Source organism: Marilutibacter maris, from assembly GCF_003233695.1.
In the GTDB taxonomy this organism is placed as follows: Bacteria; Pseudomonadota; Gammaproteobacteria; order Xanthomonadales; family Xanthomonadaceae; genus Marilutibacter; species Marilutibacter maris.
Genome location: NZ_CP029843.1, coordinates 2770968 through 2795988, shown reverse-complemented (window position 1 = coordinate 2795988; position 25021 = coordinate 2770968). Strand labels below are relative to the sequence as shown.

The window sequence follows — 25021 nt, the reverse complement described above, 5'->3', positions numbered from 1 at the left end:
TGTCCTGGCGGCCCTGTGACCCGGTCGGCTGCCCGTTGTCCATGCCGATGCCCAGTTCCATGTCAGGCCAAGTTGGCCTATCCGGCCCTTGATGCCAGCGGCAGCGTGAACGTCACTATCGACGGAGTATCGCCGGTTCACGACGTATGCAACCTGCTGACTGGCGAATGCCTACAACGCTTGGGCTGAACGCCGCTACGAAGATCCGCTGCTGACCGACTGTTCGCGGACCGCGCCATGGTCCAGACAGCGTGGTTGCAACCATGTCTCGCCGCAGTAAGGCGACGTGAGTGGATGGAAAGAGGACGGGATACGAGGCCTCAAGGCCAGAGCATTCCAGATTGACGGGGCACTGAATCGATCAACAACAAGACGGCCGCTCAGGTGTCACGAGCCGGTCAGGCAACAAGGACAAGCGATGCGTAACTGGCTTCTGACAATCCTGCTGTGGACGACCGCGCTCGGGCTGCCTGCCCAGGCGCAGACGGTGACCTACATCCACACCGACGCGCTGGGCAGCCCGGTGGTGGAGACCGATGCCAACCGCAACGTCATCGAGCGCAACGAGTACGAACCCTACGGCAGGAGCAGTAAGCCGCTGGACGACGGCCCCGCCTATACCGGACATGTCGGCGATGCCGCAACCGGGCTGATCTACGCGCAGCAGCGCTATTACGACGAGGATATCGGGCGGTTTTTGTCGGCTGATCCGGTGGCAGCTTATGGGAATCCACTTGATGCATTCAATCGATACTGGTATGCGAGCAATAACCCATATCGATTTACTGATCCGGATGGACGTGAGATTAGATTTGCTCCGGGAGCTCCGCCTCAGTTCATGAGGAACTTTTCTAGGGCCGTTCGCTATCTCAACTCTGGGAGAGCGGCCAATGGGATCGGTGCCATCCATGCCAGCGACATCGTCGTTACCGTGAAGCCGGCAGCTGATCGCACGAACGCAGCCCAGACCAATTACAACCCTGAAACCAATGAGGTGACTTGGGCTGATCAAGGCGCAATCGAGGTAATCGATTCTACGAACGGGGAGAGGGGCGTCATTTCGCCAGCGCTTAGTCTGGGGCACGAGTTCGAGCATGCAATGAACGATATTTTTGGCGATAGCATTGCCATGGATGCGAACACTTTTGACAGTCAGTATGGTACTCAGGAAGAGCGGAATGTCATTGAGGACTACGAACGGCCAGCAGCTCAGCGTCTACAGGAGCCTCAGCGTGGGGATCACTCTGGAAAGCCTGTAGAGGCTAGGTGTCCAGTTCGGGAGTGTGGGTGATGATGGCCAATATGAGCCGATCGGCTCTGTTGATGACAGTGCTTTGTTTAATGGGGTGCAGTCCAGAAGCTTCTGACCCAGAGCCAGGCCTCCTTGTGGATCGAGTCGAGATCTATTACCGGGATTTCGATGCGCTGGCTCCCATTCGATACTCAACGGAGGACCTGATCAGGTCTGCGAGCTTCCGGGCCGTCGTCATTGATAAAGGCGAGATCAGGGATATTAATAGATTGATCTCGTTGAGTTGCGAGGCCGATCAGGAGGTGAAAAGGGACCAGGTTGATGTGTACTTGCTTGTACGCGAGTACGTCAGCGGTGAACTGGTGGGCACCTGGGCGGCATCCCGGTTCCATTTCTATGAGTGGCCGGGCAATGGCCACCCATGCAAGTTGAATCCCGCGAGTCGAGATGCGCTCAAAGACGCGCTTGCAGGTATGAGCGGCCACAAAGAACGCAGCCATGGAAGCGATCCCGGCGCTGATGCCCCCTGAGGATGTCGCCCATGGCCGCATACAGGCTTGATTCTGCGCGGAAAGACGTCAGCTCTGCCATGACGAGTGTCCGTGAACGGTGGCTGGCTCGATACAGCTATCTCGGCTTCCTTTTGATCTCTCCCCCAATGGATCGGGTCAGCCAGTACTAGAGGATTGGGCGACACTCCAGCCCCAAGACGCCTGCTGCAAGTCGAAGTTCAGCGAGGAGCAGAGCCCCTTCGCCCGGCGCCGGGCCGCGGTCAGCCGATGCGGGTGAAGTCGCTGGTCCAGTTCACTTCCCAGGTCTGGCCGCCGTCGGCGGAACAGGCCTGCTCCCAGCGCGCCGAATCGGCGCTGATATGCGACCAGATCACCCGGGTCTTGATCGGCTGTCCGCGCAGGGTGTCGTCGCCGATCAGGAGACGGTTGTCGCCGCCACCGGTGAAGCGCCCCTTCACCGGCGGCTCCAGCCGCGAGGGGTCGCGGTTGTCGATCCACCAGCTCAGCCACTGGCCGGTGCCGGCGTCGTAGCTGCGCACGCTGACCCCGCGCACGTCGCCGCCGGGGAAGTGCATCACGTTGTCGCCGACGTTGCCGTAACCGCCCAGCACCGGCCAGTTGTGCAGGGTGCCGGGGAACTCGTCCCAGTCGTCGTTGCCGACCAGGCGTTCGCGCAGACGCCGGTTCCATACCTTCCAGCGGCCGGCGATAAAGCTGAAGTCGGTCGGCGCGTCCGCGCGCATCGGCAGTGGATGCGGCGTTGCCGAGGTGCGGGTGAACCAGTTGCGCCAGTTCACCTCCCAGCTGGCGCCGTCGTCGGGCGAGAACGCCTGCTCCCACCACGGGCGTTCGCCGTGGATGTCGTGCCAGCGGAAGCGCATCAGGATCGGCTGGCCCCTGAGGGTGTTGCGACCGCTGAAGGTGCCGGTGTCGCCGTCGAAGCCGCCGCGCACCGCCGGTTCGATCCGGGTCGGATTGCGGCCGTCCAGCCACCAGATCGCCCACGTCCCGCTGCCCGGATCGAACACCCGCAGCCCCAGTCCGCGGTAGGCGTCGCCGGGCAGGTCGAGGCTGTTGTCGTCGATCGTGCCCAGGCCGCCCATCGTCAGCCACATCGCACTGCGACCGGCGAACTCCTCCCAGCGGGTGTCGCCGACCAGGCGTTCCTTGAGCCTGCGGTGGTGGACGTCCCAGTTGCCGCGCAGCCATTCCCAGTCGCGTGCATGGGGGGCATCCAGGCGGTCGATCGCGGCGCGGGCAGCGCGTATCGACGGCTGCAGGCCCAGCGCCGCGGCGCCGCCGGCGATCGCCGCCGCGGTCAGGAAACGGCGCCGAGGCGGCGAGAAACGGTCATCGTGCGGCGGGTCGAATGGCGGATTCATGGCGGCTCCCTGGAGGGGCGTCGGGTACCGGCGGCCGCTGTGGACGCCGCTCGACGCGGTGTCCCGATCTTGGTCGGCATCGTCGCTGTCGACGACCCGAATACGAGGCGCTAGGCTAAGCCTCGCTTATGGTCGGATACCGCCGCCTGCCATCGCTGCCCTCGATCCGCGCGTTCGAAGCGGCCGCGCGTCTGGGCGGGTTCGCCCCGGCGGCGCGGGAACTGGACACCACCGCCGCCTCGGTCAGCTACCACGTGCGCCGGCTCGAACAGCAGGTCGGGGTGCGCCTGTTCCGGCGTCATCCGCAGCGGGTCGAGCTGACCCGGGCCGGCCGGCTGGTGGCGCAGGAGGCCAGCCAGGCGTTCGCGGCCCTGAGCGCCTGCTTCATCAAGGCGGCGGAGACCGACGAAGCCTGCCTGTCGTTGACCGCGCTGCCGAGCATGGGCACCAGTTGGCTGACGCCGCGTTTGGGCGGCTTCCGTCGCCTGCATCCGCAGATCACGGTCGAGCTGGACCTGTCGGCCGACGCCCAGGACCTGGTCGACGGCCCGTTCGATGCGGCGATCCGCAACGGTCACGGCGACTGGGCCGGGCTGCGCGCGCAGGAGCTGTTTCCCAGCATCTTCATGCCGCTGTGCGCGCCGCAGTTGCTGGAGGTGGCGCGGGCGATCGACGACCCCGCCAGGCCGATGCCGCTGCCGTTGCTGGGGCGGCCGGAGTGGTGGCGCTGCTGGTACCGGGCGCGTGGCCTGCACGAGGTCGAACTGGGCGGGCGTTTCGGCACCAGCCTGTCGGCCGAGTATCTGGACATCGCCGCGGCGGTGGCCGGCCATGGTGTGGCGATCGGTTCGCCGATCCTGTTCCGCGACGAGTTGGAGGCCGGCCGGCTGGTGCCCGCGCACGACTTCGTCGCCGCCGACGGGCGCCGCTTCTGGTTCGTCTATCCGCTCGCCCGCCACGACAGCCGCAAGATCGCCGCATTCCGCGACTGGCTGCTCGACCAGGCCGCCGGAGCGATGCGCGAGGCGCGCGGCTACGTCCGCCGCGCGGTCGCCGCCACGGTCGATTGAGCGCGCCTCAGGCGATCAGTCGCCCGCCGGCGAACACTCCGCGGCACAGGCGGCCGCCGAGCCAGTAGCCCAGCTCGGCCGGATGCGCGATGTCCCACAGCACGAAGTCGGCGCGGGCGCCGGCCCGCAGTACACCACGGTCGTCCAGGCCGAGCGCGCGCGCGGCGTGCGTGGTGGCGCCGCGCAGCGCTTCTTCGGGCGTCAGCCGGAAATGGGTGCAGGACAGTTGCATCGCCTGGCGCAGCGACAGCAGCGGCGCGGTGCCGGGATTGCAGTCGGTCGCGACCGCCATCGGCACGCCGTGCGCACGGAACGCGTCCAGCGGTGGCAGCCTGGTCTCGCGCAGTACGTGGAAGGCGCCAGGCAGCAGTACCGCGACGGTGCCGTGCGCGGCCATCGCGCGCACGCTGTCTTCGCTGGTGTACTCGACATGGTCGGCGGACAGGCCGTCGAACGCGGCCGCCAGCCCGGCGCCGCCGAGGTCGCTGAGCTGGTCGGCGTGCAACTTGACCGGCAGACCGAGCGCGCGCGCGGCCTCGAACAGGCGTCGGGTCTGGTCCGGGCTGAAGCCGATGCCTTCGCAGAACGCATCGACCGCATCGACCAGGCCTTCGCCGTGCAGCACCGGCAGCCATTCGATCACCGCGTCGATGTAGCCGTCGGCGTCGTCGCTGAATTCCGGCGGCAGCGCGTGCGCGGCCAGACAGGTCGTGCGCACCGTGATGCCGAGCGCTTCGCCGAGCCGGCGCGCGACCCGCAGCATCCGACGCTCGCTGGCCAGGTCCAGGCCGTAGCCGGACTTGATCTCCAGCGTGGTCACGCCGTCGGCGACCAGCGCCTTGGCGCGTGGCAGCGACTGCGCCAGCAGGGTGTCCTCGTCGGCCTCGCGGACCGCGCGCACGGTCGACAGGATGCCGCCGCCGGCGCGCGCGATCGCCTCGTAGCTCTCGCCGCGCAGGCGCATCTCGAACTCGCGCGCGCGGTCGCCGGCGAACACCACGTGGGTGTGGCAGTCGACCAGGCCGGGGGTGATCCAGCCGCGCGCCTCGATCAGTTCGTCGGCCAGGGCGTCCTCCGGGCCGGGCAGTCGGGCGCGGGGACCGACATAGGTCAGGCGCCCGCCGCGCCAGCCCAGTGCGGCGTCGGCAATGCCGCCGTAGCCGTCGGCGCCGTCCAGGGTGGCGAGCGAGACACCGACGATCAGGCCGTCCCAGCGTGCGTCGCCGGTATCTGCGGAGCGAGAATCGGGGGAGGCGGTCTCAGTCATCGGCGGGCTTCGTCGTCGGTGGAGGTTGCAGGCGGGGCGCCAGTCGCTGCGCCAGCGCCTTGTAGATCGGGGTCGGGCAACACAGGCTGGAACAGGCGCGGGCGATCAGCACGGTGGCGAGAATCGGCAGCAGCAGTTCGTGATTGTCGGTCAGTTCCATCGAGATCACCGCCGAGGTCAGCGGCGCCTGGGTCACCCCGGCCAGGTAGGCGCACATGCCCAGCAACACGATCGCCGACGGGTCGACGCCGGGGAACAGCCCGGTGAGGTTGTCGCCCAGCCCGGCGCCGACGGCCAGTGCCGGCGAGAACAGACCGCCGGGAATGCCGGCCAGGTAGGAGACCAGGTTGGCGGCGAACTTGGCGATGCCGAACTCGGCGCCCGGGGCGTCGTGACGTACCAGCAGCGCCTGCGCCTGTTCGTAGCCGGTGCCGAACACGCTGCCGCCCAGGGCGATGCCCAGCAGCGCCAGCGCCAGTCCGCAGGCGGTGGAGAACCACACCGGGTGCCGGCCGCGCAAGCGTCCGAGCCAGCGCGGGCGACCGTCGGCGGCGGCGATCACGATGCGCGAGAACAGTCCGCCCAATACGCCGCACAGCACCCCGCAGGCGAGGATCGCCAGCCAGCCCTGGCCGAGCGGCAGGCGTGCGGCGATATGGCCGAAATAGGCGTAGTCGCCGAGCAGGCCCATCGACACCACGCCGCCGACGATCACCGCGGTCAGCAGGGTGCCGGAGAAGCGCTGCTCGAATGCGCCGCTGAGTTCCTCGATCGCGAACACCACGCCGGCCAGCGGCGTGTTGAATGCGGCGGCGATGCCGGCGGCGCCGCCGGCGAGCAGGAAGCGCGAGGCCTGGTAGGGGTCGCTGTAGCCCAGGCGTCGGCCGATCGCGTGCATGATGCCGGCGCCGACGTGCACGGTCGGGCCTTCGCGTCCGACCGACGCGCCGCCCAGCAGTGATACCACGGTCAGCAGCAGCTTGAGCGCGGAGACCTTCAGCGAGAGCTGCGCGGCGCGGAACTCGTCACGGCCGATCCGCAGCGATGCGATCACCTGCGGGATGCCGCTGCCGCGGGTCGCGGCCAGGCCGCCGCGGGTCGTCCAGGCCAGCGCGGCGAAGGTGGCCGGCGTCAGCAGCAGTGCCCACCACGGCGAATGGCCGGTGACCTTCAGGAAGACCTCGAATGCGGCGTCGCCGATCTTGGCGAACACGATCGCCGCCAGCGCCACCGCGATCGCGCCGCCCCACAGCGCAAGCCGTCGCTTCCAGGCTTCGCGCGACCACAGCTGGGCCGGACCGTCTCCGTCGGGATCGGGCGGTGTGGGAGCGCTGGAAGCCATCGCGACATTGTAGGCCATGTGTCGTGGTCGCCGGTCCCGCGCCACCGCCGCGCGGCAAATGCGCGACAATCGTGCACCGACAGCAACGACGCGAATTCCGCCGATGAGCCGCAACACGATCCCCTCGGGCATGTTCTGGAGTCCTGGCGACGGCCAGCCGTCGGGCTGGCGCGAGGGCGTGCGCGCCGAAGTCGACGGCCACGGCCGCATCGAAGGGATCGTCCCGGTCGCCGAGGGCGGACGCTTCCATCGCCACACGCGCAGCCGCATCGTGGTGCCGGGCATCGCCAACCTGCACTCGCACGCGTTCCAGCGCGCCATGGCCGGTATGGCGGAGCGGCAGACCCGCGGTCGTCAGGATGCCGAGGCCGATTCGTTCTGGACCTGGCGCGAGACGATGTACCACTTCGCCGCGCGCCTGGGGCCGGACACGCTGTACGCGGTCGCCGCCCAGCTCTATGCGGAGATGCTCGAAGCCGGCTACACCACGGTCTGCGAGTTCCACTACCTGCACCATGCGCCCGACGGCCGTCCGTACTCGGACCCGGCGGCGATGTCGCAGGCGCTGGTCGCGGCGGCGCGCGATACCGGCATCCGCATGACCCTGCTGCCGGTGCTGTACATGAGCGCCGGCTTCGACGGCGCCGCGCTGGGCGAGCGGCAACGCCGCTTCGGCCACGATGTCGATGCCTACCTGCATCTGATCGATTGCCTGTGCGAGGACGCCGGCGACATGCTCCATGTCGGTTGCGCGCTGCACAGCCTGCGCGCGGTACCGGCGCAGGCGATGCGGACCGTGCTCGCGGCCCTGCCGCCGGCGATGCCGGTCCATATCCATATCGCCGAGCAGGTCGCCGAGGTCGAGGACTGCGTCGCGCTGCGCGGCGCGCGACCGGTGCAGTGGCTGCTCGACAACGCCGAGGTCGACGCGCGCTGGACCCTGGTCCATGCGACCCATCTGGATGCCGCCGAAGTGGCCGGCATCGCCCGCAGCGGCGCGACCGTCGCGATCTGCCCGACCACCGAGGCCAACCTCGGCGACGGCCTGTTCCCGTTGCGCGAGTTTCTCGATGCCGGCGGCCGCTGGGGCATCGGCTCCGACTCGCATATCTCAGTGTCGCCGGTCGAGGAGCTGCGCTGGCTGGAGTACGGCCAGCGCCTGGTCACCCGCCGCCGCAACATCGCGGTCGCCGCCGATACGCCCAGCGTCGGCGAGACCCTGTTGCGCGGCGTCGCCGCCAGTGCCGCGTCCTCGTCCGGCCACGCCATCGGCACCCTGGAGGCCGGCCAGGTCGCCGATGCGGTGGTGCTGGACAGCGCCGCTCCGCAATTGGCCGGCGCCGACGCCGAGGACCTGCTCGACCGCTGGATCTTCAGCGGCAACCGCAACCTTGTCGACGAGGTCCATGTCGGCGGCCAGCGCGTGGTCGCGGGCGGCCATCATCGCGATCGCGAGGCGATCGCCGCCCGCTATCGGGATGCGCTGGCCGCGCTGATGCCGGACTGAGCGGGACTTCGCGTATCCGGAGGCCCGGCGGCGGTTCGGGTCGCGCTCAGCGATCGCGCGCGAACAGCGCGTTGAGTTCGCCGTAGGGCACCGCGGTGTCGAGCCTGCGTGCGGTGTCGCCGCCCAGGAAGCCGCGCACCGCGTCCAGGCCGGCGGCGAACGCGTGCTGGAACACGCCCTCGCCGGCGCTGATCCGGCTCACGCCGGCCTCCCGCAGTGCGGCCAGCGGCGGCAGTCCGGGCATCGCCATCACGTTCAACGGCATCGCGGTGCCGGCGGCGACCGCGGCGATCTGGCCGAGATCGGCGATGCAGGGGACGAAGGCGCCGTCGGCGCCGGCCGCCGCGTACAGCGCCAGCCGTTCCAGGGTCATCGCCACCGCGGCCTCGCCGTCGGCCATGCCGCGCAGGTAGACATCGGTGCGGGCATTGACGAACAGCGGTTGTCCGTCCAGTGCGCTGCGGATCGCGCGCAGCTTCGCGGCCAACAGCTCGGGCGCGTCGGCGCCGTCCTCGAGATTGATGCCGACAGCGCCGGCGGCGGCGACTTCAGCGACCAGCGCCGCGACCTCGGCCGGGTCGTCGCTGTAGCCGTCCTCGATGTCGATGCTGACCGGCACCGTGGTCACGCGCACGATCTCGCGGACCTTGTCCATCAGCGCGGCGCGCGGCAGGGTGCCGCCGTCGGCGTGGCCGCAGGCCCAGGCCATTGCCGCGCTGCTGGTGCCGATCGCCGGCGCACCGGCGTGCTCCCACAGCGCCGCGCTGGCGGCATCCCAGGCGTTGGCGATCAGCAGCGGGCTTGCCGCGCGATGCAGGGCGAGGAAGCGGGCGTGCTGTTCGGTGCGGGCGGAAGCGGACATCGGCTCATCCTTCGTAGGGGTAGGGGCAGGTAGGGCATCCCGGCCGCGAAGGGTCGCGACCGCTTGCCGTTATGGGGCACTGCGGTCGCATGCGTTGCGACGTGCGCCGGGGGCGTCTCAGGCGGCGAACAGGTCGTCGGCGATCGCGGCCTTCGGCAACGCGCCCTCGAGTTCGAGCAGGAACTGCTTGGTCGGCAGCCCGCCGCCGAAGCCGGTCAGCGAGCCGTCGGCGCCGATCACCCGGTGGCAGGGCAGCACGATCGGCAGCGGGTTGCGGCCGTTGGCGGCGCCGACCGCGCGCACCGCGGCCGGGCGCCCGACCCGCGAGGCCATCTGCGCATAGCTGACCGTGCTGCCATACGGGATGCGCGCCAGCTCCAGCCAGACGCTGCGCTGGAAGGCGGTGCCTTCCGGCGCCAGCGGCAGGTCGAACCCGGTGCGGCGTCCGGCGAAGTAGTCGTCCAGCTGCGCGGCCACCGCATCCAGCAGCGGGTGCTCGCCGGCCTGCCAGCGCGCGTCGCGCGGCACCGGGTGGCGCTGGGCGTGGAACTCGATCGCGTGCACGCCGACGTCGGAGGCGGCGATCCGCAGCGGGCCGACCGGGCTGTCGTACAGGCGGTGGAAGATCGGGGCGGGAGCGTTCATGCGGTTTTCCTCCGCTTGGCGGCGGGACGGGAAGGCGCGGTCCTGGCGGTTCTCTCGGTTTCGGCGGCCTTGGCCGCTTCGCGCCACAGATGGATCACGGCGTAGCCGCGCCACGGACGCCAGGCTTCGGCGTGCCTGCCCAGGGCCTTGGCGCTCAGTCGCGAGCCGTCGGTGGGCAGGGTCTTCTGCAGGACCAGGTCCTCGGCCGGAAACGCGTCCGGATGCGCGAGCGCGCGCAGGGCGATGTACTGGGCGGTCCAGGGACCGATGCCGGGCAGCGCGGTCCAGCGTTCGACGAACTCCTCCAGGGTCTGCTCCGGACGGAAGTCGACGCGGCCGTCGAGCAGGGCGCAGGCGATCGTTCGGACCGTCGCCGCGCGCGCCCGGGTCAGGCCGATGCCGTCGAAGTCGGCCTCGGCGAGCGCGGCCGGGGTCGGGAACAGGTGGGTCAGGCCGTCGGCCAGCGGTGTCTCGAAGGTGGTGCCCAGGCGTGCGGCCAGGCGTGCGGTGACGGTGCGCGCGGCGGCGACGCTGACCTGCTGGCCGATGATCGCGCGTACCGCGATCTCGAAGCCGTCCCAGCCGCTGGGCAGGCGCAGTCCGGGACGCTGCCGCAGCAGCGGTCGCAGTCGCGCGTCGGCCGCGAGCGTGTCGGCGATTGCCTGCGGGTCGGCATCGAGGTCGAACATCCGCCGCACCCGTGTCACCACCGTCTGCAACTGCAAGGGCGGTACCGCGTGCAGTTCCAGTTTCAGCGCGGGCTCGCGATCCGGCCAGGCCCCGACCCGCAGCCAGCCGGGCGCCGCATTGCCGCCGCTCGGAGCGATCACGCGCTGGTAGCCGTGGGCATCGACCACTTCGACGCCCGGCAGCGCGCGGCCGCGCAGGAAGTCGAGCATCGCCTCCAGGTCGTAGGGCGGGCGGTAGCCCAGGCGCAGGGTCAGGGTCTCGTCGCGGGTGGCGCCCGGGCGCCTGCGCAGTTCGCGCGGCGCCATCCGGTAGGCCTCCTTGAAGGTGGTGTTGAAGCGGCGCAGGCTGCCGAAGCCGGCGGCCATCGCGACATCGGTGATCGCCAGGTCGGTCTCGGTCAGCAATTGCTTGGCGAACAGCAGGCGCCGGGTCGCGTGCACGCCGAGCGGCGCGGCGCCGAGACGTTCGACGAACAGCCGCCGCAGTTGCCGCTCGCCCAGGTGCACGCGTTCGGCCAGCGCCGACACCGGCGCATCGGCGAGCAGGCCTTCGTCGATCAGCCGGATCGCGCGCGCGACCGCGGCGTCGCCGCGGCGCCAGTGGCCGTCGGCAGGCGACAGTTCGGGGCGGCAGCGCAGGCAGGGCCGGTAGCCGGCCGCTTCGGCCGCGGCGGCATTGGCGAAGTAACTGACGTTCTTCTCGTGCGCCGGTGGCGCCGGGCAGACCGGTCTGCAGTAGATGCCGGTGGTCGCGACCGCGGTGAAGAACAGCCCGTCGAAGCGGACGTCGCGACTCAGGCGGGCCTGCGCGCAGACCTGCGCCGGCAGGCCGGGACGCTCGTGCTGGGTACCGGAAGCGGCGGTGGCGGTGGGCGAGGACATGGATGCAGGCTAGCACCGCCCACGGCCCATGACTCGCCAGTTTCGGACATCAATGGACGGGCGGCGCGCTCGCGTCGCCGCGTTCATTCGCCGGCGCGTTGGGGCACCTCTGACCCGCTCGGAGGTGCCGTGTGCCAGGGACGGCGCACGCGCGGATCAAGCACCCAGGTGCTTGATCCAGCGGGAGCAAGGTGGAGCCTGGCTTGACCTTGCGACGCCTGAACGAATCCGGGATGGATTCGTCCAGACCTTCCTCAGGGGGCCGGCGACACCAGTGCCGGCAACAGCGGGGCGATGTCGCCATCGTTCGCGGCCGGCTCGATGCCGATCAGATGCGCCAGCAGCGGGTAGACATCGACGTTGTCGAACGCCGGCAGGGTCGCGCCGGCGCGGAACGCCGGTCCGCGCGCGACGAACAGGGCGCGCATCGACGGCAGCGCCGGGTCGTAGCCGTGCGAGCCGCGGGCGCCGGCGGCGCGCCGGCGTTCCATGTACTCGGCCGGAATCGCGTCCCAGCCCTCGTCCATCTGGCAGATGATCGAGGGGACCCGCGGATGACGGCCGTAGTGCCAGCGCGCCGGCAGGTCCTGCTTGCGCCAGCACTGGTAGTGGTCGTGACGGCCGACCAGCCTGGTTTCGATCGCGGCAGCGCGCTCCGGGGCGGGTTCGATGCCCACCGACTGGCCGTAGGAGACCACCTTGCCGTCCGCCATCGACACCATGTCCTCGACCGCGATCGTCCGCTCCGGCGCGGTCGGCGCCATGCCGTGGTCGGACACCACGATCAGGTTGACCGCTTCGAGCAGGCCGCGCGCCTGCAGGCCGTCGAGCAGGCGTCCGATCGCGGTGTCGGCCTCGCGGATCGCCGCGCGCGTTTCCGGCGAGTCCGGGCCGTGGTCGTGGCCGGCCTTGTCGACGCGCTCGAAGTACAGGGTCGCGACCCGCGGCCGCGTCGCCGCCGGCTCGGACAACCACCCCAGCACGGTGTCGACCCGTTTGCGGTATGGCAGGTCGGCGTCGAACGGCGTCCAGCGATCCGGACGCACGTCCTGGACCGGCGCCTCGCTGCCAGGCCAGAACAGGGTCGCGTTCGCCAGGCCGGCCTTGTGCGCGCCGACCCAGATCGGCTCGCCGCCCCACCAGCGGCCTTCGCCGACCGCCTCGCGCATGCTCAGCCGGAACAGACCCAGGTCGGCATCCTCCATGCTGTTGTGGACGATGCCGTGGTGGTCCGGGCGCAGGCCGGTGACGATCGAGTAGTGGTTGGGGAAGGTCAGCGACGGGTAGGACGGATTCATCCACTCGGCGCGGACCCCGTGGTCGACGATGCGTTGCAGGTTCGGGGTGATGCCCAGGTCGAGGTAGTCGGCGCGGAAGCCGTCGATCGAGATCAGCAGCACCGGTGCCGGCGACGAGGCCGGCGGCGCGACCGGTTCGCTGCGCGTCGCGCAGCCGCCGAGGGTCAGGCCGGCAAGAACGAGGAGGGTGGGAAGCAGGCGGTGGCGCGTCGTCTGCGCCAGGTCGGGAATCCATCGCATCCGGAGATAGTAACGGTGCCATGTTGCGTTGCGCTTGCGGCTGGCGCGCTGTCATGCGTCGGGGGCATGACTTCCTGTGCTGGCGGTGGCGCTGCACTGTGCCGATAGTGACGATTGGTCGCGGCGGGCTGCCCGCCCGCCGCCGCTCCTGGCCGATTGGAGAACCGCGATGCGCATCCCCGTCCGCAAACCCCGTCCGCGATCGCTGGCCATTGCCTGCGTGACCATCGTCTGCCTGGGAACGACGGCCGCGGCCGGTCCGCCGGCTGCCGCGGCGCCGACCCACAGCGACGCCGAATGCGAGGTCTGGGCGCGCGAGCTGGGCTTCGCGCGCAGCGTGGCCGAGCACGATGGCGCGGCCTTCGCCGCCCACGTCGGCGAGCAGGCCGCGTTCAACAGCGGCCAGGCCGCGCCGCTGCGCGGGCGAGACGCCATCGTCGATGCCTGGGCCGGCATCATTGCCGGCGAGTCGCTGAAACTGTCCTGGTACCCGGCCCGGGTCACGATCGCCGGAGCGGACGATGTCGCCGCCTCCAGCGGTCCCGCGTTGTACGAGAGCGTTGGCCCCGATGGCGCGGTGCGTCATCGGATCGGTGCCTTCCATTCGGTCTGGCACCGCGACGACGACGGCCAGTGGCGGGTCTTGTTCGACGACGGCGTCGCCCCGCAGCCGGCCAGCGACGAACAGGTCGCGGCCTTCCATGCCGGCCGCCGCGAGGATTGCCCGCGCGGCGGTTGAGCGGTCCTGCGACGCCGGCCGCGGTCGGCGGCTGCGACTGCGACGGTTCGTGCCGCTGGCGCGTATCGCCTGGACAGTGGCGACATGCCGCAGTCCAGGGAGTCCGATGATGAAGATCCGCATGGCATCAGGCATCTGTCTGGCCGGCCTGCTCGGCACCGCAGCGTTCGCGGCCGCCGGACAGGAGTCCGTTGCACCCGATCCGCCCGAGGGGCCGCCATCGGCCGCGGAGGTGATCCAGTCCGACGCCGCCGAGTCTGCCCGGCCTCGCACTGGCGCGCGCTGCATGCGCGAGACCGGCTCGAACATCCGCTCGAAGTCCTGCCGCAACGCGCGCGGTCAGGCTCTGGATCGCGAGCGCCAGGCGGCCACCGGCCGCGACGAGCCCGGAACCCAGGTGCAGGTCGGCGAGGCGTCCTCGCGGATCTACAACCGCCTCAACGACGGCTGAGTCCCGGGCCGGCATCCGGCTGCCGCGGTTGCGGCATCGCTGCATCGGCGCATCGGCGCGGACGGCGTGCATGCGGCCGGAGCGGCGCACCCGTGGCTTTCCCCGAGACCTCCCCCGGTCGCGGGTGCCCGCTCCGGAACCCGTACCCGATGCCGCCGTGGCGGCTTGCATCGGCTGTCGATCGTCGTTGGCGGCGCGAGCGGGATTCAAACGCCGTTTGACGCGCTTCGGGTAGGGCTTATGCCCAATCTGTCGTTTCGATTATCATTATCGGCCATCGAACCCGCCTGCAGAGCGGCGCGTCACATTTCCAGGGACTGGAATCCACGGAGCCCGAGTTGCAGCGACGGCTTTCCGCCTCCGGGTCAGCAGCGACCGCGCGCGACCCGCATTCAACAGATGCCCCCCGTCATGGATCAGTCCCAGCCGTTCTCCCGTCCAGCCCTTCGCATGCGCCGCGATCGCCGCTTCGTTCCGATGCGATGGGCATTGTCGATGCTGCTGTCGTGCGGCTTCATCGCCGCCGTCGACGCCCAGACCATCGACGAGCCGGGCGTGCACCTGGTCGACCCGCACAGCAGCGCGCGGCATGGCGACGAGGCCCGGGTGGCCGAGCATGCGCCCGCCCGCGGCGGCATGCCCGGCAAGGCCCATTGCGTTGCCCGCGCCGGTGGCGATGCGCGGCCGGGCAACTGCATCGGCCAGCAGGTTCGCGCGCCCGACGATGCGCGCGACCAGTCGATCGAGGCGGCCCGGCGTTCGGGGGTCGAGCTTGGCACCCATGTCCGCGACCGCACGCCGCAGCGGCCGTCGCAGCGCGGTCACTAGAGCGTTTCGCAGCCCCTGGGCTCAGCTCGCGGGCCGCAGCCCGTCGAACAGTCGCAGCAGCGACTGCTCGTAGAAGTCGCGAAAGGCCGCCTCGTCGTAGTTGAAGCGGCCGCTGCGGTACAGCGCGACCAGTCCGTGGGTATGCGCCCACAGGGTCATGGTCACGTCCCAGATGTCGTCCTCGCGCAGTGCGCCGGCGCTCATCGCGTCGGCGACCGCGTCGGCGACCACGGTCAGGGTCGGCGAGCGGCGCGCATGGAAGTCCTCCGGGTAGCGCCGGGCATCGCGACGCGGCGTTGAGAACGCCAGGTCGAACAGGTGCGGGTGGGCGAGGGCGTAGTCCAGATAGAGCCGATGCACCGCGATCAGCCGGGTCAGCGGGTCGAGCCCGCGCGCGCGCGCCGACCAGTGGCCGGCGATCGCCTCGAAGCTGTCCTCGCCGATCCGCGCCAGCAGCGCCTCGCGGTTGTCGAAGTGCCGGTAGATCGCCATCGGCGACAGTCCGGCCGCGGCGGCGACCCGGCGCATCGTCACCCCGGCCGGTCCCTCGTGCTCGAACAACCGGCGGGCGGCGGCGAGGATGCGTTCGGCGGTGTCGGTACGGCGGGGCATGCGTACAGCGTAAACAAAACCGCGCCGATGGACGGATTTTCCGCCCGAATCGGCCGCCAGGCGCGCGTGCGCGGCGGCGGCGGCGGCCCGGCGCGGCGGCGCGGCGCGATAATGGCGTCCATCGCAGGTCCGCCCACGCGGCCACATCACCGGAGTCCGTCATGAGCCAGAGCGCCCGCAACCGTCACGATCCTTCACGCACGATCCGCGCCCCGCGCGGCAGCGAGTTGAGCTGCAAGTCGTGGCTGACCGAGGCGCCGTTCCGGATGATCCAGAACAACCTCGATCCGGAAGTCGCCGAGCGGCCCGAGGACCTGGTCGTCTACGGCGGCATCGGCCGCGCCGCGCGCGACTGGGACAGCTACGACGCGATCCTGGCGTCGCTGAAGCACCTCGACGACGACCAGACCCTGCTGGTGCAGTCGGGCAAGCCGGTCGGCATCTTCCCGACCCATCCGGATGCGCCGCGGGTGCTGATCGCCAACTCCAACCTGGTGCCGGCCTGGGCCAACTGGGAGCACTTCAACGAGCTCGATCGCAAGGGCCTGATGATGTACGGCCAGATGACCGCCGGGTCCTGGATCTACATCGGCAGCCAGGGCATCGTGCAGGGCACCTACGAGACCTTCGTCGAGATGGGGCGCCAGCACTACGGAGGCGACCTCAAGGGCAAGTGGATCCTGACCGCGGGATTGGGCGGAATGGGCGGCGCGCAACCGCTGGCGGCCTCGCTGGCCGGCGCCTGCAGTCTGACCATCGAGTGCCAGCAGAGCCGCATCGACTTCCGCCTGCGCACCCGTTACGTCGACGAGCAGGCCAGCGACCTGGACGACGCGCTGGCGCGGATCGAGAAGTACACCGCCGCCGGCGAAGCGAAGTCGATCGCCCTGCTGGGCAACGCCGCCGAGATCCTGCCGCGGATGGTCGAGCGCGGCGTGCGCCCGGACGCGGTCACCGACCAGACCAGCGCGCACGACCCGGTCCACGGCTATCTGCCGGTCGGCTGGAGCGTCGAGCAGTGGCAGCGGATGCAGAAGGAGGACCCGGTGCGCGTGCGCGACGCGGCCAAGAAGTCGATGCGCGTCCATGTCGAGGCGATGCTGCATTTCGAGGACATGGGCATCCCGGTGTTCGACTACGGCAACAACATCCGCCAGATGGCCAAGGACGAGGGCTGCGAGAACGCGTTCGACTTCCCCGGTTTCGTGCCGGCCTATGTGCGTCCGCTGTTCTGCCGCGGCGTCGGCCCGTTCCGCTGGGTCGCGCTGTCGGGCGATCCGGAGGACATCTACAAGACCGATGCCAAGGTCAAGGAGCTGATCCCCGACGACGCCCACCTGCACAACTGGCTGGACATGGCGCGGGAGCGGATCAGCTTCCAGGGCCTGCCGGCACGGATCTGCTGGGTCGGCCTGGGCCTGCGTCACAAGCTGGGTCTGGCGTTCAACGAGATGGTCCGCAACGGCGAGTTGAAGGCGCCGGTGGTGATCGGTCGCGATCACCTCGACAGCGGCAGCGTCGCCAGCCCCAACCGCGAGACCGAGGCGATGATGGACGGTTCGGACGCGGTGTCCGACTGGCCGCTGCTCAACGCGATGCTCAATGTCGCCGGCGGCGCGACCTGGGTGTCGCTGCATCACGGCGGCGGCGTCGGCATGGGCTACAGCCAGCACAGCGGCGTGGTGATCGTCTGCGACGGCAGCGAGGCCGCCGACAAGCGCATTGCGCGGGTGCTGTGGAACGACCCGGGCACCGGCGTCATGCGTCATGCCGATGCCGGTTACGAGATCGCCAAGGCCTGCGCGAAGGCGCAGGGGCTGCAGCTGCCGATGGCCTGAGCGCCGCCATCGCGGCGTTTCCTGGACGGCCCGGCATGTTCCGGGCCGTCTTCGTTTGTGCGCCGTCGGCCGGGCGGCTTGCGCTCGCGCCGGAATCGGAGTAAATAGTTAATAAATTAATTAACTGTTGTCGTCATCATGTCCGTCGATCGTGTCTTCGAGGCCCTGGCCTCGGTCCCGCGCCGCAAGATCCTCGCCTATCTCAGCGAAGGCGAGATGACCGCGGGCGAGATCGGCGAGCGCTTCGATTTCAGCAAGCCGGCGCTGTCCGGACATCTGCGCGTGCTGGAGGAGGCGGGCCTGATCGTGCGCGAGCGGCGCGGCCAGTTCGTCTACTTCCGCCAGCAGAGCGAACGCCTGGCCAATACGCTGTTCGACTGGATGACCGAGGCCTGCCCGGTCGCGCGACCGTTGAAGCGGGAGAGCCGCGCCCGCGCGCAGGCAAAGCGTGGACCCGCCGATGGCGGCGCTTCCGATGCGTGACTCGAAGGCCTGAGAGGAGATCGCGCATGGGCATCGCACAGGGACGTATCGATACCTTTCCGTCGGTCTCGCTGCCCTCCCGCAGCGGCGGACTGCCGGTCGAGGTGACCCTGATCGGACAGCTGGCGATCGGCGAGGGCGACCGGCTGATCGCCTCGGTGAGCGCCATGCAGGCGCGTCATCCGCGGCATGTCGATGCGCTGGACGAGCCGTCGGCGCGTCTTGGCGGCACCGACCTGTCGCGCGGCGACCCGACCGCGCTGTATTCCTTCGTCGTCGGCGAGAACGGGCATCCGTTCCACCGCCATGCCGGCCATCGCATGTTCACCGCGGTCGCCGGCAGCGGCGGCGCGCGGCTGTGCTTCTCGACCGCCTCGCAGGAGCGCATCGAGGCCGATCCGGACGGCTTCGTGCAGGCGCTGGAGTGCGTCGACGTGCCGCCGGACGCGATGTTCACCGTCCGCTTCGGTGGCGGCACCTGGCACCGCTTCGTTCCGCTCGCGTCCGGGCATCCGGCGTTGATGGCGTTGTCGTGCCACAGCAACGAGCTTGGCGGCGGGTTGTCCCCGGAACTGGAGCGCCAGGTCCGCGCCGGGAACGGCGACATTCCGTCGCTGACCGAACTGCTGCCCGCGGCGCCGACCGCGAGCGCCGAGGCCGCCCTCGCCGAGCGCCGGGTGCCGGTGACCGCACTGGCGTTGACGGCGCCCGCCGCCAGCCTGGCGGGACGGGCCTGCCGGCGTTCGCGTTCGCTGGCGGGCAGGATCGGCGCGCGCTGGTCCGCGCTGCGCCGGCCGATCGGGTTTGCCGCGCGCAATCCCGAGCGCCACCGGGTCCTCGCGTATCCGTCGCCGCCGGCCGACACCTTGTTGGCCGGGGTGCTGGACGGGGCCGGCGTGCACCAGGACTGGTTCGAACTGCGGCTGCCGGCCGGCGCAATGGCGGACGCCGACACGGCGCGGATCATGTCGTTGCTGCTGCAGGGCTTCGTCGACAACCAGGCCGCGAGCGTCACCGGGCTGATGGCGTTCCGCAATCTGTTGGTGAAGCCGTTGGGACTGAGGACCTCGCGACTGGGCTGCCCGGTGTCTTCGCTGCTGTCCGGTGCGCCGGAGCAGCTCCGTTTCGGCGGTCGATTCCCGGTCCTGGACATGCGTCGCGATGCCGGCGGGCACCGCATCGAAGTGCTGCTGGGGGCCGACGACCGGCACCTGTCGTTCCGCTCCAGCGTCAGCGTCGAGCGGGGCGACGACGCGACGATCCGTTGCCGGCTCGGCACCCGGGTCAGGCCCCGCAACCTGTTCGGCCGTTTCTACATGGCGATGATCGCCTACGTGCATCGGCGCCACGTTTCTCCGACGATGCTGCGCTCGGCGGTCGAGCACGCGCTGCTGGCCGCCGACGCGGGATCGTTGGCGGCCGATCCGGGCGACCGCATCGAGCGCTGTGCGACGGGCTGAACACGGCGGGCTGATCGCGGCCGCGATTTGCCGATACGGCTGCATCGCGGCCGCAGATGTCCCGCTGGCGTCGGATTTGCGGCACAATACGCCGCTGCCTCGTTCCGGATCGTTCCGATGTCCAACCTCGACCCCTGCAGCCAGTGCGGCTGCGAGTACACCTACGAGGATGGCAACTTGGTCGTCTGCCCCGAGTGCGGGCATGAGCGGGTCAAGGGCGAGGCCGCCGAGTCGGCCGAGGCGGAAAGCGCCGTCGTCGATGCGAACGGCAACCCCCTCAGCGACGGCGACGCGGTGATCGTGATCAAGGACCTGAAGGTCAAGGGTTCTTCCTCGGTCGTGAAGGTCGGCACCAAGGTCAGGAACATCCGCCTGGTCGACGGCGACCACAACATCGACTGCAAGATAGACGGGATCGGTGCCATGAAGCTGAAGTCGGAATTCGTCAGGAAAGCCTAGGTCCGCGGGGCCGTTGCCCCGGACATCCCTTTCCTCCGTGCGTTCGAAGCCGGTCGCCGGCCCCGCGAGGCGCCGCGTCCGGCCGTTCCGATCGCGCCGTGCGGCCGTTCCGCTGCGTGCGCCGCATCTCCGCAACCCCGTACACCTCACCGTCGACGACGGCTGCCGTCCGCTGTATCGCCAACTGAGACGCCGCCGTGCTGCGATGCCGGCAGCGTGTCCGCGTTGTCGATTTCGGCTCACGCCACCCGTCGTATCGATACGCAGCCACGGCCGCCCCCGCGTGTCCGTCGCTGCCCCGACCACTGGATACACAACACATGTCATCAATGAACGATCAAGAGACGTCCGTTGCGCGCTCCGGCGCCGCGGAAGCGAGCCTTCCGGCTCCCGAGCCGTCGCTTTGGAGCGAGCTGCGCGACGCGGTCCGCGGCACCGGCGCGGACTACACCAAGATCCCGCTGCGCCGTGCGGTATTCCTGCTGGCGGTGCCGATGGTGCTGGAGCTGGTGCTGGAATCGACGTTCGCGGTCGCGGACATCTTCTTCGTCGGCAAGCTCGGGCCGTCGGCGGTGGCGACGGTCGGCCTGACCGAGAGCTACCTGTTCCTGCTGTATTCGATCGCGATGGGGCTGTCGATGGCGGTGACCGCGGTGGTCGCCCGGCGCATCGGCGAACACAAGCCCGGAGAAGCGGCGGTGACCGCGGTGCAGGCGATCCTGGTCGCGCTGCTGGCCTCGGTGCCGTTCACGGTCGCGGGCATCGTCTACGCGCGCGAACTGTTGCAACTGATGGGGGCCGACGCATGGACGCTTGAGCACGGCGTCGGCTACATGCAGTGGATGCTCGGCGGCAACGCGGTGATCCTGCTGCTGTTCGTGATCAACGCGATCTTCCGCGGCGCCGGCGACGCGGCGATCGCGATGCGGGTGCTGTGGGTGGCCAACGGACTGAACATCGTCCTCGATCCGATCCTGATCTTCGGACTCGGCCCGATCCCGGCGATGGGGGTGGAGGGCGCGGCGATCGCCACCAACATCGGACGCGGCGTCGGCGTGGCGATGCAGTTGTGGCTGCTGTTCCGCGGCGGACGCCACATCCGGGTCGCCGCCTCGCAGCTGGTCGTGCGCGGCGCGACCATGCTCAACATCGTGCGCACCTCGCTGGGCGGCATCGGCCAGATGATCGTGGCGACCACGTCGTGGATCTTCATGCTGCGGATCATCGCGACCCTGGGCAGCGAGGCGGTCGCGGGGGCGACGATCACGATCCGGATCATGATGTTCACGTTGATGCCGGCCTGGGGCATGTCCAACGCCGCCGCGACCCTGGTCGGGCAGAACCTCGGCGCCGACGAGCCGGGCCGGGCCGAGGCCGCGGTGTGGCAGATCGGCTGGTACAACATGGCGTTCACGCTGGCGGTGTCGGTGCTGTTCTTCTTCTTCCACGACCAGATCGTCGCCCTGTTCACCGACGACCCGGCGGTGATCGCGATCGGTGCCGAGTGGCTGCGGATCCTGTCGTACTCGTACTTCGTCTACGGCTGGTGGATGGTGGCGGTGCAGGCGTTCAACGGCGCCGGCGACACTGCCACCCCGACCTGGATCAACGTGGTGTTCTTCTGGCTGATCCAGATTCCGCTGTCCTACCTGCTGGCGATCAACCTCGACTGGCAGCATTCGGGCGTGTTCTGGGCGGTGTTCATCTCCGAGACCGCGGTCGGCCTGTTCACCCTGTGGCTGTTCTCGCGCGGGCGCTGGAAAACATCCGTGGTTTAGGTTGGGTTACAGATTGGAGTCAATCATGTGACGCTTTGGCGTATGCTCCGCCCTGTGCCGCCGGAGTCGTAGCACTTCGTCCGGCGGGACCGTCCATCCGGGACGGTCGCTGCGGGCCGTTCGTCGCGGATGCGGCTCGGCCCCGGCAGCACATGTGATCTGGGCAAATTTCCGGAGCAGATGAGTTCGATTCGATTTCCACGGATGGATGGTGTCATCGTCACCCGTTTCCATCGCCTCGCTTTCCTGGTCGCGCTGTACCTGGCCTATCTTGCCGTGCTGTTTCTGATCCCGGATATCTGGAACCGGGCCGAGCCAGGACGGATCGTGGCAAGGTTGATCGTTCCGGCGATCGAATTGTCGATGCTGGGCCTGGTGTGTGCCGGCTTTTCGAGGATGGCGCTCGGGCGTGAGCGCCGCTGGCCATGGGTGCTGGGGTCCGGGCTGGTCGCCGTGGCCGTCGCGATCGTCTATCTGGCGCAGATCTATTCGATCCGGATATCCAACAATTTCGTCAGCGTCCTGGCACTCCAGAACGCCGATTCAGCCGCCTTCGTGCAGTCCCCGCAACTCAAGCTGGGTGTGGTGGGCGCGATCGTATGGGCCGGGCTGTTCTCGGTCGGAACCGCTGTGGCGGTGTCGGTTCCGCGGAGTTTCACGCGCGCAATGTCCGAGAGCTGGCGCCCCGGAGTGTTCAGGCTCGCCCTGGGCGTATCGGTCGTGTTGTTCCTCTATCTGGTGACCTTGCAGGACAAGAACCAGCGGATGGAACCGGGTTTCAGGCAGGCGCCACTGGTCAATCTGGTCTCCAGCCTTTACCGCGCCAGCCGCTCGGATGAGGCCGTCGTGGCCGCCGGAGTGAGTGAGCCGGTCTCCGTTTCCGAGTGCTACACCTTTCCCGGAAACGGGGAGGGCGCGCCGTATCCGTTTCAGAGGCATGCGGGCTCGCAGGCAGGCCGGGGCGCGGATCAGGGCGATGCGCCGTCGCGGCCCAATGTCATCGTGATCTTCGCCGAAGGCATGTCGGCGCGAATGATCGGCGCGTATGGCGGCCGCTACCCGGGACTCACGCCGAACATCGACAGGCTCAGTAGGGAGTCGATGCGTGTCGACAACTACTACAACCACACGGCCGCGACGTTCCGGGGACTGATTGGCCAGCTGTCGTCGGGCTACTCCCATGCCGGCGGCGGCGGTGCCGGGGGCTGGGTCAAGTCGGGCGCGGACGGCGCGCTCAGTCGAATCCACCGGCAGACGCTTCCTCGAGTGCTGGGCGACTACGGTTACGAGAGTCATTTCCTGGCGCCTCACAAGCAGAACCGTCCGATCATCGGCATGCTCAAGTCGTTGGGATTCGATCGCGTCCATTCGTCCGAGTCGACGACCGGCGAACTGCTTGGCGGCCGTTCCCGCGAGCGGGCGGGCACCGGAGCGCTGGACGATGTGAGCCTGTTCCGCGGCCTGGTGTCGCTGCTGAAATCCCGGCAGGCAGCCGGTACGGACAAGCCCTTGTTCCTGGCGACCTACAACATCGGCACCCACGCGTTCCTGCGCCGCGCCGAAGGCGAGCAGGTGTTCGACGGGCACGACAGTCCGGTGCTCGACAAGTTCCTCAATTTCGACATCGCGCTGGGCGAATTCCTCGACTACTTCGAGCGCAGCCCCTATCGGGACAACACCCTCCTTGTCTTCACCAGCGACCACGCCACCTATCCCGAACCGGCATATCGCGAGGTCGCGGGCGAAGGGCTCAAGCCGGTCTTCGTGGACAGGATCCCGTTGCTGGTGCGTGCCCCCGGCTCCGAGCTTCCCGCACGGATGGATGCGCACGGCAGGAATTCGCTGGACCTGACGCCGACCGTGCTGGAGCTGATCGGCGTGCAGCCCCGCACGGACAGTTTTCTGGGAACTTCGCTGTTCCAGCCTCGCAACCTGGCGAGCAGTGTCACCGCACTGGGTTCGAACTATTTTCTGACCACTGCGCAGGGTGTGTTTGGCATGGACGAGGTGCCGGAAAAGGACCGCGCCTCGTTCCACTGTGGAGTGAATGTCGTGCGCAGGTTCTATCAGGCCGAGCGCGAGAACCGGATATTCGAACCGTCGCCCTCGGCCGTCGCGGCAGAGCGGGCGGCAGGAGTGGGGGCATCGTCGCATTGACGCCGCCCGCGGCTTGGCTGGCTCGATCCCGACGGCGTTCGGAGGCGATGTCCGCAAGCGACGCTCAGAAACGGGTGGTGAGGTCGATCAGCCAGACCGGCATCAGGTCGAGCAGGGCGGCTTCGAGCACTTTGTCCAGGCCGGTCAGCACCAGGGCGCCGATCGACAGCAGGCTCCAGCCCATCAGCTTGCGGCCGAGCTGGCCGGCGACCAGCAGGCGTTCGCGGTGACGCTCCAGCAGGCCGCGCGAGAACAGGCCGGCGGCGATCAGCGGCAGCACCGCGGCGACGCTGAACACCGCCATCACCGTGGCCGAATGCGCGGGGCTCTGGCCGCTGGCCGCCAGCGCGATGGCGGTGCCCAGGGTCGGGCCGACGCAGGGGCTCCAGGCGGCGCCGAGCAGGGCGCCGACGCCGAGCTGAGCGACCGGGTGGTCGCTGCGGATGCGGCCCAGCGCGCGGCCGCCGGCGTTGCCGACCGAGGCGGTGGCGCGTTCGCCCAGACGTTGCAGTGCCGGTACCAGCAGCACCAGCCCGAACAGCGTCATCAGCACGCCGGCCCCGGTACGCAGGGCCTGTCCGTCGATGCCGAGCAGGTGGCCACTTCCAGTCACCACGACGCCGATCAGGGTGAACGAGGCCGCCATGCCCGCCGCCAGCGCGACCAGGCCCCAGCGGCTGCGACCGCCGGCCGAGGCCGCGACCATCGGCAGGATCGGCAGCACGCAGGGGGACAGCGTGGTCAGCAGCCCGGCCAGGGCGGCCAGGCCGAGCGTGGCCAGGCCCAGCGCCTCCGGCGCCATTACTTCACGCCTTGCCGCAGGAAGCCGCGCAGTCGGGCCTCGTCGGTCTCGGCGACCGACATGCCCAGCTTGTTGCCGTCCTTGAACACGAACAGCGTGCTCTGGCGTGGCGCCCCGAGTTCGCGCGCGGCATCGCGCTGGTCGTCCCAGTCGAGCTTGAGCGCGGCATAGCCGGCCAGTTCGGGCTCGGCCAGCAGCCTGGCCAGGATCGGCCCCTGGCGCCGGCAGGTCGGGCACCAGTCGGCGTGCACGTCGACCAGTACCGGGCGACCCTCGGCCTGCAAGGCGGCCAGGCGCGCGGCGCTGTAGGGCAGGAAGTCGGCGCGGTCGTCGGCGCCGGCGGAGAAGGCGGCGAACGCCGTGGCCAGGGCGAGCAGCAGGGCGCCGGCGGTGAGGGACAACGAGCGGGGGGTGAACAGACGTGGCATGACGGGAGTCCGTAGATAGGTACGGTTCCTGTTCGCAT

General features: G+C 69.5%; 23 protein-coding genes. 13 read left to right on the top strand and 10 right to left on the bottom strand.

What is annotated here, in order from left to right:
- Nucleotides 1-418: 418 nt before the first annotated feature.
- Together C9I47_RS12320 and C9I47_RS17630 are read left to right on the top strand one after the other, a co-directional pair.
- Nucleotides 419-1291: an RHS repeat-associated core domain-containing protein gene (locus tag C9I47_RS12320; protein ID WP_190238502.1), complete on the top strand. Its 873-nt coding sequence runs from the start codon at nucleotides 419-421 to the stop codon at nucleotides 1289-1291.
- Nucleotides 1291-1782 carry a hypothetical protein gene (locus C9I47_RS17630; protein ID WP_145985513.1) on the top strand — a complete coding sequence of 164 codons (492 nt, stop codon included), beginning with the start codon at nucleotides 1291-1293 and terminating at the stop codon, nucleotides 1780-1782. The genes C9I47_RS12320 and C9I47_RS17630 overlap by 1 nt, the downstream gene beginning before the upstream one ends.
- Nucleotides 1783-2024: 242 nt before the next feature.
- Here the strand turns inward: C9I47_RS17630 and C9I47_RS12315 are convergent, their stop codons facing one another.
- Nucleotides 2025-3146 carry a hypothetical protein gene (locus C9I47_RS12315; RefSeq protein ID WP_111267006.1) on the bottom strand — a complete coding sequence of 374 codons (1122 nt, stop codon included), beginning with the start codon at nucleotides 3144-3146 and terminating at the stop codon, nucleotides 2025-2027.
- A gap of 128 nt (nucleotides 3147-3274) precedes the next feature.
- Here C9I47_RS12315 and C9I47_RS12310 point away from each other — a divergent pair, with 128 nt between their 5' ends.
- The gene (locus tag C9I47_RS12310; protein WP_111267005.1) at nucleotides 3275-4216 is read left to right on the top strand and encodes a LysR substrate-binding domain-containing protein; all 942 of its coding nucleotides are present in this window, start codon (nucleotides 3275-3277) and stop codon (nucleotides 4214-4216) included.
- Between the two features lie 7 nt (nucleotides 4217-4223).
- Here C9I47_RS12310 and hutI read toward each other — a convergent pair whose 3' ends face one another.
- Complete coding sequence (gene hutI, locus C9I47_RS12305) at nucleotides 4224-5483, bottom strand: imidazolonepropionase (protein WP_111267004.1); 1260 nt, start codon at nucleotides 5481-5483, stop codon at nucleotides 4224-4226.
- Nucleotides 5476-6825 carry a chloride channel protein gene (locus C9I47_RS12300; protein WP_111268126.1) on the bottom strand — a complete coding sequence of 450 codons (1350 nt, stop codon included), beginning with the start codon at nucleotides 6823-6825 and terminating at the stop codon, nucleotides 5476-5478. The genes hutI and C9I47_RS12300 overlap by 8 nt, the downstream gene beginning before the upstream one ends.
- Before the next feature lie 103 nt (nucleotides 6826-6928).
- Between C9I47_RS12300 and C9I47_RS12295 the strand changes: the two genes are divergently transcribed.
- The gene (locus tag C9I47_RS12295; RefSeq protein WP_223250123.1) at nucleotides 6929-8332 is read left to right on the top strand and encodes a formimidoylglutamate deiminase; all 1404 of its coding nucleotides are present in this window, start codon (nucleotides 6929-6931) and stop codon (nucleotides 8330-8332) included.
- A gap of 46 nt (nucleotides 8333-8378) precedes the next feature.
- Here C9I47_RS12295 and C9I47_RS12290 read toward each other — a convergent pair whose 3' ends face one another.
- From C9I47_RS12290 to C9I47_RS12275, 4 genes are all read right to left on the bottom strand, one after another.
- Entirely contained in the window at nucleotides 8379-9194 is an 816-nt protein-coding gene (locus C9I47_RS12290) for an isocitrate lyase/PEP mutase family protein (RefSeq protein WP_111267003.1), read from the bottom strand.
- A gap of 117 nt (nucleotides 9195-9311) precedes the next feature.
- A complete protein-coding gene (locus tag C9I47_RS12285) occupies nucleotides 9312-9839 on the bottom strand; it encodes a methylated-DNA--[protein]-cysteine S-methyltransferase (RefSeq protein WP_111267002.1) in 528 nt (175 codons plus the stop codon).
- Complete coding sequence (locus C9I47_RS12280; RefSeq protein WP_111267001.1) at nucleotides 9836-11410, bottom strand: DNA-3-methyladenine glycosylase 2 family protein; 1575 nt, start codon at nucleotides 11408-11410, stop codon at nucleotides 9836-9838. The genes C9I47_RS12285 and C9I47_RS12280 overlap by 4 nt, the downstream gene beginning before the upstream one ends.
- A 254-nt stretch (nucleotides 11411-11664) precedes the next feature.
- The gene (locus tag C9I47_RS12275) at nucleotides 11665-12948 is read right to left on the bottom strand and encodes an alkaline phosphatase family protein (RefSeq protein WP_111267000.1); all 1284 of its coding nucleotides are present in this window, start codon (nucleotides 12946-12948) and stop codon (nucleotides 11665-11667) included.
- Nucleotides 12949-13117: 169 nt separating this feature from the next.
- Between C9I47_RS12275 and C9I47_RS12270 the strand changes: the two genes are divergently transcribed.
- The 3 genes from C9I47_RS12270 to C9I47_RS12260 all read left to right on the top strand — a co-directional run bounded on the left by C9I47_RS12270 (nucleotide 13118) and on the right by C9I47_RS12260 (nucleotide 14966).
- Complete coding sequence (locus C9I47_RS12270) at nucleotides 13118-13687, top strand: YybH family protein (protein WP_111266999.1); 570 nt, start codon at nucleotides 13118-13120, stop codon at nucleotides 13685-13687.
- Nucleotides 13688-13793: 106 nt separating this feature from the next.
- The gene (locus tag C9I47_RS12265) at nucleotides 13794-14138 is read left to right on the top strand and encodes a hypothetical protein (RefSeq protein ID WP_111266998.1); all 345 of its coding nucleotides are present in this window, start codon (nucleotides 13794-13796) and stop codon (nucleotides 14136-14138) included.
- Between the two features lie 450 nt (nucleotides 14139-14588).
- Nucleotides 14589-14966, top strand: a complete 378-nt coding sequence (locus tag C9I47_RS12260) for a hypothetical protein (protein ID WP_111266997.1) — start codon at nucleotides 14589-14591, stop codon at nucleotides 14964-14966.
- Nucleotides 14967-14987: 21 nt separating this feature from the next.
- On the opposite strand, the gene C9I47_RS12255 is transcribed toward C9I47_RS12260, so the two are convergent.
- Nucleotides 14988-15578, bottom strand: a complete 591-nt coding sequence (locus tag C9I47_RS12255) for a TetR/AcrR family transcriptional regulator (RefSeq protein ID WP_111266996.1) — start codon at nucleotides 15576-15578, stop codon at nucleotides 14988-14990.
- A gap of 161 nt (nucleotides 15579-15739) precedes the next feature.
- Between C9I47_RS12255 and hutU the strand changes: the two genes are divergently transcribed.
- The 6 genes from hutU to C9I47_RS12225 all read left to right on the top strand — a co-directional run bounded on the left by hutU (nucleotide 15740) and on the right by C9I47_RS12225 (nucleotide 23753).
- Nucleotides 15740-17416 carry a urocanate hydratase gene (hutU, locus tag C9I47_RS12250; RefSeq protein ID WP_111266995.1) on the top strand — a complete coding sequence of 559 codons (1677 nt, stop codon included), beginning with the start codon at nucleotides 15740-15742 and terminating at the stop codon, nucleotides 17414-17416.
- 138 nt (nucleotides 17417-17554) lie between these two features.
- Nucleotides 17555-17899: a metalloregulator ArsR/SmtB family transcription factor gene (locus tag C9I47_RS12245; RefSeq protein ID WP_111266994.1), complete on the top strand. Its 345-nt coding sequence runs from the start codon at nucleotides 17555-17557 to the stop codon at nucleotides 17897-17899.
- 26 nt (nucleotides 17900-17925) lie between these two features.
- Nucleotides 17926-19359 (top strand): DUF2867 domain-containing protein, encoded by a 1434-nt coding sequence (locus C9I47_RS12240; protein ID WP_111266993.1) that lies wholly within the window; start codon nucleotides 17926-17928, stop codon nucleotides 19357-19359.
- 117 nt (nucleotides 19360-19476) lie between these two features.
- A complete protein-coding gene (locus C9I47_RS12235) occupies nucleotides 19477-19818 on the top strand; it encodes a zinc ribbon domain-containing protein YjdM (RefSeq protein WP_111266992.1) in 342 nt (113 codons plus the stop codon).
- Nucleotides 19819-20147: 329 nt separating this feature from the next.
- Complete coding sequence (locus C9I47_RS12230; RefSeq protein WP_223250122.1) at nucleotides 20148-21596, top strand: MATE family efflux transporter; 1449 nt, start codon at nucleotides 20148-20150, stop codon at nucleotides 21594-21596.
- A 180-nt stretch (nucleotides 21597-21776) separates the two neighbouring features.
- Complete coding sequence (locus C9I47_RS12225) at nucleotides 21777-23753, top strand: LTA synthase family protein (RefSeq protein WP_145985511.1); 1977 nt, start codon at nucleotides 21777-21779, stop codon at nucleotides 23751-23753.
- A 64-nt stretch (nucleotides 23754-23817) separates the two neighbouring features.
- On the opposite strand, the gene C9I47_RS12220 is transcribed toward C9I47_RS12225, so the two are convergent.
- Entirely contained in the window at nucleotides 23818-24555 is a 738-nt protein-coding gene (locus C9I47_RS12220) for a cytochrome c biogenesis CcdA family protein (protein WP_111266989.1), read from the bottom strand.
- Complete coding sequence (locus C9I47_RS12215) at nucleotides 24555-24983, bottom strand: thioredoxin family protein (RefSeq protein ID WP_111266988.1); 429 nt, start codon at nucleotides 24981-24983, stop codon at nucleotides 24555-24557. The genes C9I47_RS12220 and C9I47_RS12215 overlap by 1 nt, the downstream gene beginning before the upstream one ends.
- Nucleotides 24984-25021 lie beyond the last annotated feature (38 nt).

What these genes read in the sequence shown, in the direction of transcription:
- C9I47_RS12235 (WP_111266992.1), top strand. Translation starts at nt 19,477, where the DNA reads ATGTCCAACCTCGACCCCTGCAGCCAGTGCGGCTGCGAGTACACCTAC.
- C9I47_RS12315 (WP_111267006.1), bottom strand. Translation starts at nt 3,146, where the DNA reads ATGAATCCGCCATTCGACCCGCCGCACGATGACCGTTTCTCGCCGCCT.
- C9I47_RS12285 (WP_111267002.1), bottom strand. Translation starts at nt 9,839, where the DNA reads ATGAACGCTCCCGCCCCGATCTTCCACCGCCTGTACGACAGCCCGGTC.
- C9I47_RS12220 (WP_111266989.1), bottom strand. Translation starts at nt 24,555, where the DNA reads ATGGCGCCGGAGGCGCTGGGCCTGGCCACGCTCGGCCTGGCCGCCCTG.
- C9I47_RS12265 (WP_111266998.1), top strand. Translation starts at nt 13,794, where the DNA reads ATGATGAAGATCCGCATGGCATCAGGCATCTGTCTGGCCGGCCTGCTC.
- C9I47_RS12215 (WP_111266988.1), bottom strand. Translation starts at nt 24,983, where the DNA reads ATGCCACGTCTGTTCACCCCCCGCTCGTTGTCCCTCACCGCCGGCGCC.
- C9I47_RS12300 (WP_111268126.1), bottom strand. Translation starts at nt 6,825, where the DNA reads ATGGCTTCCAGCGCTCCCACACCGCCCGATCCCGACGGAGACGGTCCG.
- hutU (WP_111266995.1), top strand. Translation starts at nt 15,740, where the DNA reads ATGAGCCAGAGCGCCCGCAACCGTCACGATCCTTCACGCACGATCCGC.
- C9I47_RS12275 (WP_111267000.1), bottom strand. Translation starts at nt 12,948, where the DNA reads ATGCGATGGATTCCCGACCTGGCGCAGACGACGCGCCACCGCCTGCTT.
- hutI (WP_111267004.1), bottom strand. Translation starts at nt 5,483, where the DNA reads ATGACTGAGACCGCCTCCCCCGATTCTCGCTCCGCAGATACCGGCGAC.
- C9I47_RS12245 (WP_111266994.1), top strand. Translation starts at nt 17,555, where the DNA reads ATGTCCGTCGATCGTGTCTTCGAGGCCCTGGCCTCGGTCCCGCGCCGC.
- C9I47_RS12280 (WP_111267001.1), bottom strand. Translation starts at nt 11,410, where the DNA reads ATGTCCTCGCCCACCGCCACCGCCGCTTCCGGTACCCAGCACGAGCGT.
- C9I47_RS17630 (WP_145985513.1), top strand. Translation starts at nt 1,291, where the DNA reads ATGATGGCCAATATGAGCCGATCGGCTCTGTTGATGACAGTGCTTTGT.
- C9I47_RS12255 (WP_111266996.1), bottom strand. Translation starts at nt 15,578, where the DNA reads ATGCCCCGCCGTACCGACACCGCCGAACGCATCCTCGCCGCCGCCCGC.
- C9I47_RS12225 (WP_145985511.1), top strand. Translation starts at nt 21,777, where the DNA reads ATGAGTTCGATTCGATTTCCACGGATGGATGGTGTCATCGTCACCCGT.
- C9I47_RS12260 (WP_111266997.1), top strand. Translation starts at nt 14,589, where the DNA reads ATGCGCCGCGATCGCCGCTTCGTTCCGATGCGATGGGCATTGTCGATG.
- C9I47_RS12295 (WP_223250123.1), top strand. Translation starts at nt 6,929, where the DNA reads ATGAGCCGCAACACGATCCCCTCGGGCATGTTCTGGAGTCCTGGCGAC.
- C9I47_RS12320 (WP_190238502.1), top strand. Translation starts at nt 419, where the DNA reads ATGCGTAACTGGCTTCTGACAATCCTGCTGTGGACGACCGCGCTCGGG.
- C9I47_RS12290 (WP_111267003.1), bottom strand. Translation starts at nt 9,194, where the DNA reads ATGTCCGCTTCCGCCCGCACCGAACAGCACGCCCGCTTCCTCGCCCTG.
- C9I47_RS12230 (WP_223250122.1), top strand. Translation starts at nt 20,148, where the DNA reads ATGAACGATCAAGAGACGTCCGTTGCGCGCTCCGGCGCCGCGGAAGCG.
- C9I47_RS12270 (WP_111266999.1), top strand. Translation starts at nt 13,118, where the DNA reads ATGCGCATCCCCGTCCGCAAACCCCGTCCGCGATCGCTGGCCATTGCC.
- C9I47_RS12310 (WP_111267005.1), top strand. Translation starts at nt 3,275, where the DNA reads ATGGTCGGATACCGCCGCCTGCCATCGCTGCCCTCGATCCGCGCGTTC.
- C9I47_RS12240 (WP_111266993.1), top strand. Translation starts at nt 17,926, where the DNA reads ATGGGCATCGCACAGGGACGTATCGATACCTTTCCGTCGGTCTCGCTG.